Consider the following 6,035-nt stretch of genomic DNA (forward strand, 5'->3'; position numbering starts at 1 on the left):
CCCCCCCCGGGGGGGGGGGGGGGGCCCCGCCCGCCCCCGCGGGGGGGGGGGGCCGCGCCCCATGCTCAGTGCCCGCGGCCCCCCACCCCGGCCGCCGCTTCGCCCGCCCGACCCGCCCCGCAAGGGGGAGGGGAGCCGCGCGGGCTTCGTTCCCTCGCACAGCATGAAAAGGCTTGGCCATGCTCACCGCACCCGCGGCGCTGCGCGCTGCGATTTATCAGGCGCTGATCGCCGATCCCGGCCTCAATGCCGCGCTCGGCGGCGCGCGGGTCTATGACGAGCCGCCGCGCGATGCGGCGTTTCCCTATGTCACGCTCGGCGAGGCGCGGATCAGCGATGTCTCGGCCGACGACGCGCCGCTGCAGGAACACCAACTCACTTTGCACGCCTGGTCACGGCAGGGCGGCCACAAGGAGGCGCACGTCATCACCGGCGCGCTGCTGCAGGCGCTCGACGACGCGCCGCTGAAGCCCGCCGGTCATCGCCTCGTCAATCTGCGTTTCGCGCTCGGCGACATCCGCCGCGCCGCCGACGGCCGCACCTATCACGCGCTGGTGCGGTTTCGCGCCGTTACCGAACCGAACTAACAAGGAGCCGCGCATGGGCGCACAGAAAGGCAAGGACCTCTTGGTGAAGATCAACGACGGCGCGGGCTACGTCACCGTCGCGGGGCTGCGCAGCCGCAAGATCGCGTTCAACGCCGAACTGGTCGACATCACCCACGCCGAATCCGCCGATCGCTGGCGCGAACTCCTGGCCGGCGCCGGCGTGCGCCGCGCTTCGATCTCCGGACGTGGGCTGTTCAAGGATGCGGCGTCCGACGCGGTGGTGCGGCAAGCGTTCTTCAGCGGGCTGATCAGCGACTGCCAGGTGATCGTGCCGGATTTCGGCGCGATCAGCGGGCCGTTCCAGATCGCCAGCCTCGAATTCGCCGGCGAGCACAACGGCGAAGTCACCTTCGACATCACGCTCGAAAGCGCCGGCGCGCTCGCCTTCGCGGCGCTCTAGGGAGGGCACCATGGCCAACACACATCGCGGCGAGATTGACGCCGACCTCGGCGGCAAGCGGCGGACGCTGGTGCTGACGCTGGGCGCGCTGGCCGAACTCGAAGCCGCGTTCGCCGCCTCGGATCTGGTGGCGCTGGCGCAGCGCTTCGGCAGCGGGCATCTGTCGTCGCGCGACCTCGTGCGCATCATCGCGGCCGGCCTGCGCGGCGCCGGCGAGACCGTCAGCGACGACGAGGTCGCGGCGATGACCGTGCCGGGGGGCGCGGCCGGCTATGCGACGATCGCCGCCGAGCTGATCACCGCGACCTTCGGCGAGCCCGCGGCATGACGCCATTTCCCTGGCGCGAGGCGATGCAGTTCGGCCTCGGCACGCTGCGGCTGTCACCCGATGCATTCTGGCGGATGACGCCGCGCGAACTCGCCGCTGCGCTGATCGGCGCCCGCGGCGGCGTCGGCGCGCCGCTCGATCGCGGCGGTCTCGACGCGCTGATGCGGCGCTATCCGGACCAAAAGGAGCAGGCGCGATGACGAGTAATTGCGACGAGTGCGACTGCAACTGCACCGACGAGACATCGCAGAAGGTCGAGCAACTCACCACCAAGACCCAGGCGCTCAGCGGCGAAGCCAAGGGGTTCGCGCGGGCGATGACTTCGGCGTTCTCGCAAGCGGTCACCGGCGGCAAGCAGTTCGAGGACGTACTGAAATCGCTGGCGCTGAAGGTGTCGGATCTCGCCTTGAAGGCGGCGCTGAAGCCGCTGACCAACGGGCTCGCCGGGGCGTTCGACGGCCTGTTCTCGGGGCTGTTCGGCGGCGCCACGTCGAAGAACGCCGACGGCGCCATCAAGCCGTTCGCGACCGGCGGCGTGATCGGCACGCCGACTTACTTTCCAATGATCGGCGGCGGCGTCGGTCTTGCCGGCGAAGCAGGGCCCGAAGCCATCCTGCCGCTGCAGCGTGGCCCGGACGGCCGTCTCGGTGTTGCCGGCGGGGGCGGCAGCAGCGTCGTCAACATCCAGATCGCCACTCCCGACGCCGACAGCTTCCGCCGCTCCGAAAGCTACGTCACCGGCCAGATCGCCCGCGCGGTGCAGCGCGGGCAACGGGGACTGTAGCCAATCGCGGATGCCGTGAACGACGCCAGCGGAGCGAATGCCCTCTCACCGTCATTGCGAGCGAAGCGAAGCAATCCAGTTCCGGGAACGCGGCTGGATTGCTTCGTCGCTTCGCTCCTCGCAATGACGGGGAGAGTTACTGCCTACCAACTGTTTCTTGATAACGCTCTCGGCTCGAGAGCCGCGCGTGGTGCCGTCATCATGACCCCATTCCACGAAATTCTGTTTCCGCTCGACGTCGCGCTGAAGAGCGCCGGCGGGCCGGAGCGGCGGACCGAGATCGTGACGTTCGGCTCCGGCCGCGAACAGCGCAATGCGCGCTGGGCGGATTCGCGGCGGCGTTACGACGCCGGCTACGGCATCAAGACGCTGGAGGCGCTGCAGGCAGTGGTGGCGTTCTTCGAGGAGCGCCGCGGCCAGCTCTATGGCTTCCGCTGGCGCGACCGGCTCGATCATGCCTCCGCCGCGCCCGGCCAGCCGGTCTCGCCGCTCGATCAGGGCATCGGCACCGGCGACGGCACCACCGCGACCTATCAGCTGGTGAAGACCTACGGCACCGGCTTCGCGCCCTACACCCGCGCCATCACCAAACCGGTCGCCGGCTCGGTCCGTATCGCCGTCGGCGGCAGCGAGCTAACTAGCGGCTTCAGCCTCGATCCGACCACCGGGCTGGTCACCTTCGCGGCCGGTCACCTCCCGCCGGCCGGCGTCGCCATCACCGCCGGCTATCAGTTCGATGTCCCGGTGCGGTTCGATACCGATTATCTCGAGGTGGACCTGTCGGCGTTTGCGGCGGGTGCGATCCCGAAGATCCCGCTGGTGGAGATCAGGGGGTAGGGGAGTTGCGTTCGGGCGGCAGGCATAAGACGGCTTCATTGGGACGCGGTGAAGGCCGAACACGGTGCACCCACCGATCGGCAGAAGCGGACATTGCGGCCTTGATCGATGCCGTGCTGAACGCTTCAACCGTCGCTACCGCTGACAATCATTCGGCGCCGAGGTGTCTGCAACTCGATCCGACAACGAGTCCACCGCCGCCATCGAACTGGCCTGCGCGGCTCGGCCGTGATCGATACCCGGCAACACCATCATTTTGACTTTGCTGCCCGAGGCACAGAGTTCGTTCATGTAATCTTGGGTCACGTTCGGATTGATGATCTGGTCTGTCGTGCCCTGCGCCAGGAGTAGCGGGATTTCCTGCCGGCGTCGCGGCAGGGGGGCGGTTCCGAAGAGTCCGGTGTGGAGATAGAGAGTAGGCGCGCCACATGGATCGTGCGTACCAGCCAGAACCCGCCCGAACGCAGCTCCGGTTCCGCGATGCGATACATGCCTGTCGGGAGCCCTTTATCGAGCGCGTATGGTTTGGTGGTGTAACGACCGGTGCTCGCGCGGAAGCTGCATCCGCGCGGACTCGGTTCAATGAGGGCACTATTCGCCTCGGCGAAGCAGTGCACGGCGTCCAATAAGAAAGAGTTCCGACTCGTCGCTCGATCAAGTCATCTAGGGCTAATACCTGATTGATCAGTAAGACATTCGAGGGCGGTGCTCTAACGCAACCTTTACGCTTGTCAGACAGCATCGGCGGCAACAAAAAGGCTGCGCCCGAGGCTCAAACGATGTCGTCTGCCGATCTCAAGTCCGTCAGCCTGGCTATTATTCAGCTGTTTCGGGTGCCATCCGACAATCCGGATCTGACGCGGGCGCAGTTCGATGCGTTCTTGAAACAGATACCTCTTCTTTACTTCATCCTGATCAGCAACACGATTGCGGTGGCGTACACCTTCGTCCCGCTGGCGCCGCTCGCTTTGACGCTGATCGTGCCCGGCGTGCTGTGCGGCCTCGCGGCGTTGCGTGCGTTCTGGTGGCTGCGCCAGCGCTATCTGGTCCGGAGCGACGCGGAGATCTTGCGCGATCTGCGAGTGACCAATTGGTTGGTCGCGCCCTTATGCCTCGGCTTCGTGACGTGGTCGTTCTTGCTGTACCCGTACGGGGATGTTTTCGCGAAGGGGCAGGTGGCCTTCTACATGGCCGTAACCGTGATCGGTTGCATTTTCTCTCTGATGCACCTGCGCTCGGCGGCTTTGATCAGTACGTTGCTCGTCAATATTCCCTACGTCGTGTTCTTCTTCCTCACGGGGGAGCCGACGTTGAAGGCGATCGCGGTCAACACGCTCCTGGTTTCAGGCGCGATGGTCACGGTCCTGTTCATCTACTATCGCGATTTCGCCGATCTCGTCGCCAGCCGTAAATCACTGCTCGTGCAGCAGGCTGAAACGGAAGCGCTCTCCAATGAGAATTTCAGGCTCGCGAACCTTGACCCGCTGACCGATCTGCCGAACCGCCGGCGCTTCTTTACCGATCTCTCGAAGACATTTAGCCACGCACAATCCACGGGCAGTCGCTTGGCTGTGGGGATCATCGATCTCGATGGATTCAAGCCGGTGAATGACGTCTACGGCCACACGGTTGGCGACCGGATCCTGATCGATGCTGCTCAACGGATCCGGGACGTCTGCGAAGGCTTCGGATCACATCACGTCGAGTTCGCGCGTCTGGGTGGCGACGAGTTCGGTTTGCTGATCGGCGGCGATCCGACCGAAGATGATTTGTTGCAGCTGGGTCGCGAGATCGGCGATCGGATCAAGCTTCCCTATGAGGTCGATCCGATCAATACGCCGCTGTCTTGTTCGATCGGGTTTGCCGTCTTTCCACAAACAGCGTCGTCCGCCGAGGCGCTCTACGAATGCGCCGACTATTCGCTCTATCACGCAAAGCGTCATCTTCGCGGCCAAGCCGTGATCTTCTCCAAGGAACTCGAGACCGAAATCCGGAGTCGGGGCGTCATCGAAAGTCTGCTGCGGACCTGCGATTTCGATGTCGAGATGGAATTGGTGTTCCAGCCGATCGTCGATGCCGTCAGCGAGCACACCGTCGGCTTCGAGGCGCTCGCTCGCTGGCGCAATCCGAAATTAGGTTGGGTCTCGCCGGCGGACTTCATTCCGGCGGCCGAGCGCATCGGCCTCATACGGCCACTGACTCATGCGCTACTGAAACGCGCGTTAGACGTCGCGAAGAGCTGGCCACACCCGCTCCGCCTGTCGTTCAATCTCTCCGCCCACGACGTCTGCGCAGCCGAGGGTATACTTCGGTTGATTTCGATCGTCGAAAGAAGCGGGTTTGCAGCCAATCGCATCGATTTCGAAATCACGGAAACCGCCGTTACCTTCGATTTCGTCCGCGCACAGCAATCGATTGCGACGCTGAAGTCGATGGGGTGCGGCGTGTCGCTGGACGACTTCGGCACCGGCTATTCGTCACTCAGCCACGTCCACAAGCTTCCATTGGACAAAATCAAGATCGATCGAAGCTTCGTCGCCGACATCAATGAAAATCCGGCCAGTCTGAAGATCATCAAGTCGCTCACGTCGCTCTGCGAGGATATGGAGATCACCAGCGTCGTCGAGGGCGTGGAAACCCACAGCCAGCTTGAGACCATGCGCCGGCTGGGATGTCACTTCATCCAGGGCTACTATTTCGCCAAGCCGATGCCGAGCGATGCGATTGCCGACTATCTCTGGAAAGAACGGCAGCGCACCGACTATCGCGCTATTCCTCAAGCCGGTGCGTGATGGTCGACAGACGCCTGTAGGCCCTGGACGATAAATCCCTCGCGCGTCTGCCTCGCGCCGCTCTCACGCCTGTCCAGCCCTCTCCACCGACAACCCGAACACCGGTCGCAGCCGCGTGCCGAGAATGCTGCCGGTGAAGGCTGCGACCAGCCAGACCCAGCCGTGCAGGCTGCCGGAGGCGATGCCGCTGAAGTAGGCGCCGATGTTGCAGCCGTAGGCCAGGCGTGCGCCGTAGCCGAGCAGCAGGCCGCCGGCGATCGCGGCGATCAGCGAGCGGGCCGGAATG

8 protein-coding genes are annotated in these 6,035 nt (G+C 64.7%); 7 read left to right on the top strand and 1 reads right to left on the bottom strand.

Annotation, left to right across the window (positions count from 1 at the left end; all coding sequences use genetic code 11):
- Window positions 1–179: 179 nt before the first annotated feature.
- The 7 genes from ACOJTD_RS05840 to ACOJTD_RS05870 all read left to right on the top strand — a co-directional run bounded on the left by ACOJTD_RS05840 (window position 180) and on the right by ACOJTD_RS05870 (window position 5,749).
- A complete protein-coding gene (locus ACOJTD_RS05840) occupies window positions 180–587 on the top strand; it encodes a DUF3168 domain-containing protein (protein ID WP_420131987.1) in 408 nt (135 codons plus the stop codon).
- Window positions 588–600: 13 nt separating this feature from the next.
- A complete protein-coding gene (locus ACOJTD_RS05845) occupies window positions 601–1,008 on the top strand; it encodes a phage major tail protein, TP901-1 family (protein WP_420131988.1) in 408 nt (135 codons plus the stop codon).
- A 10-nt stretch (window positions 1,009–1,018) separates the two neighbouring features.
- Window positions 1,019–1,336 (top strand): gene transfer agent family protein, encoded by a 318-nt coding sequence (locus ACOJTD_RS05850; RefSeq protein WP_420131989.1) that lies wholly within the window; start codon window positions 1,019–1,021, stop codon window positions 1,334–1,336.
- Window positions 1,333–1,536: a rcc01693 family protein gene (locus ACOJTD_RS05855; protein WP_420131990.1), complete on the top strand. Its 204-nt coding sequence runs from the start codon at window positions 1,333–1,335 to the stop codon at window positions 1,534–1,536. Before ACOJTD_RS05850 ends, ACOJTD_RS05855 begins: the two co-directional genes overlap by 4 nt.
- Window positions 1,533–2,120, top strand: a complete 588-nt coding sequence (locus tag ACOJTD_RS05860) for a phage tail tape measure protein (protein ID WP_420131991.1) — start codon at window positions 1,533–1,535, stop codon at window positions 2,118–2,120. The genes ACOJTD_RS05855 and ACOJTD_RS05860 overlap by 4 nt, the downstream gene beginning before the upstream one ends.
- Before the next feature lie 201 nt (window positions 2,121–2,321).
- Window positions 2,322–2,957, top strand: coding sequence for a phage distal tail protein, Rcc01695 family (locus ACOJTD_RS05865; protein ID WP_420131992.1), 636 nt, complete (start codon window positions 2,322–2,324; stop codon window positions 2,955–2,957).
- A 779-nt stretch (window positions 2,958–3,736) separates the two neighbouring features.
- Window positions 3,737–5,749: a putative bifunctional diguanylate cyclase/phosphodiesterase gene (locus ACOJTD_RS05870; RefSeq protein WP_420131994.1), complete on the top strand. Its 2,013-nt coding sequence runs from the start codon at window positions 3,737–3,739 to the stop codon at window positions 5,747–5,749.
- A gap of 63 nt (window positions 5,750–5,812) precedes the next feature.
- On the opposite strand, the gene ACOJTD_RS05875 is transcribed toward ACOJTD_RS05870, so the two are convergent.
- The coding region (locus ACOJTD_RS05875) for a YeeE/YedE thiosulfate transporter family protein (RefSeq protein WP_420131993.1) at window positions 5,813–6,035 on the bottom strand (223 nt) is incomplete at its 5' end.

It is taken from the genome of Rhodopseudomonas sp., assembly GCF_048594845.1.
Lineage (GTDB): Bacteria > Pseudomonadota > Alphaproteobacteria > Rhizobiales > Xanthobacteraceae > Rhodopseudomonas.

What these genes read in the sequence shown, in the direction of transcription:
- ACOJTD_RS05840 (WP_420131987.1), top strand. Translation starts at nt 180, where the DNA reads ATGCTCACCGCACCCGCGGCGCTGCGCGCTGCGATTTATCAGGCGCTG.
- ACOJTD_RS05845 (WP_420131988.1), top strand. Translation starts at nt 601, where the DNA reads ATGGGCGCACAGAAAGGCAAGGACCTCTTGGTGAAGATCAACGACGGC.
- ACOJTD_RS05850 (WP_420131989.1), top strand. Translation starts at nt 1,019, where the DNA reads ATGGCCAACACACATCGCGGCGAGATTGACGCCGACCTCGGCGGCAAG.
- ACOJTD_RS05855 (WP_420131990.1), top strand. Translation starts at nt 1,333, where the DNA reads ATGACGCCATTTCCCTGGCGCGAGGCGATGCAGTTCGGCCTCGGCACG.
- ACOJTD_RS05860 (WP_420131991.1), top strand. Translation starts at nt 1,533, where the DNA reads ATGACGAGTAATTGCGACGAGTGCGACTGCAACTGCACCGACGAGACA.
- ACOJTD_RS05865 (WP_420131992.1), top strand. Translation starts at nt 2,322, where the DNA reads ATGACCCCATTCCACGAAATTCTGTTTCCGCTCGACGTCGCGCTGAAG.
- ACOJTD_RS05870 (WP_420131994.1), top strand. Translation starts at nt 3,737, where the DNA reads ATGTCGTCTGCCGATCTCAAGTCCGTCAGCCTGGCTATTATTCAGCTG.